The sequence below is a fragment of the Nocardioides sp. CPCC 206348 genome, from assembly GCF_048654705.1.
Classification (GTDB): Bacteria; Actinomycetota; Actinomycetes; order Propionibacteriales; family Nocardioidaceae; genus Nocardioides.
This window is the reverse complement of sequence record NZ_JBMCZA010000116.1, coordinates 3,493-4,537: the sequence shown is the minus strand read 5'-3', so window position 1 is coordinate 4,537 and position 1,045 is coordinate 3,493. Positions and strand designations below refer to the sequence as shown.

Annotated in this window: 1 protein-coding gene; it reads left to right on the top strand. The window is 74.1% G+C overall.

The window, feature by feature from the left end:
• On the top strand, positions 1 to 1,045 hold a 1,045-nt coding region (locus ACOADB_RS07070), incomplete at both ends, for an MFS transporter (protein WP_378597263.1).

The window sequence follows — 1,045 nt, the reverse complement described above, 5'->3', positions numbered from 1 at the left end:
AGCAGCCGGACCGGCTGCCCTGGCCCGCACTGCTCGTCCTCGGTGCCGCCACCCTCGTGATGGTGACGGGGGAGATGCTGCCGACCGCAGTCCTGCCCCAGATGAGCGCCGGACTGGGGGTGAGCGAATCCGCCGCCGGCCTGCTGGTCAGCATCTGGGCAGCAGTGGTCGTGGTCGCGAGCTTCCCGCTGGTGCGGTTGACCCGCGGCGTCCGGCGCACGCCGGTCGTGGCCGCCAGCCTCGTGGTCTTCGCCCTCGCCGCCGCGGCGACCGCGCTGGCACCGACCTACGCCGTGGTGCTCGTCGCCCGCACCATCGGCGCGGCCTCCGTCGGCCTGCTGTGGTCGACCGTCAACGCGCACGTCGCCGACCTCGTGCCGGACCGCCTGCTCGGACGCGCGACGGCTGTCGTGCTCGGCGGCGCCACGCTCGGCATGGTGCTGGGCACGCCCATCGGCCGGTTCGTCGCCGACCTCGCCGGCTGGCGCGCGTCGTTCTGGGTGCTCGCCGTGCTGAGCCTCGTCGGCGCGGGACTGGTCCGCGCGGTGGTGCCGGACGCCGACCCGCAGGCACGGTCCGCTGAGGACGGGGGGAGCGGCGGGCGTCGTACCGTCCGGCCGATGGTGGTGGTGACCGTGCTGGTGGGCCTGATCCTGGTGGGCCACTACGGCGCGTACACCTTCATCACACGACTGGGCGAGCCCGCCGCCTCGGTCGTGCCCGGCGGGATGGGCAGCCTGTTGCTGGCCTTCGGACTGTCGTCCGCCGTGGGCGTCGCCCTTGCCGGCCGCGTGCTCGATCGGACGGCTCCGGCGCTGGTCGCGGCGACCCTCGCCACCGCTGTAGCGGTCCTCGGCTTCTTCGTTGCCGGTCAGGGCGCCCTGGCCGGAGTGGCCGTGGTGCTGCTCTGGGGTGTCGCATCCGGTGCCCTGCCGCCGCTCGCGCAGACGATGATCCTGCGGCTGGCCGGCCCGGAGCACCGTTCCCTTGCGGGAGCGTTGATCCCGGTGGTCTTCAATGGCGGGATCGCGATCGGCGCCGCTTT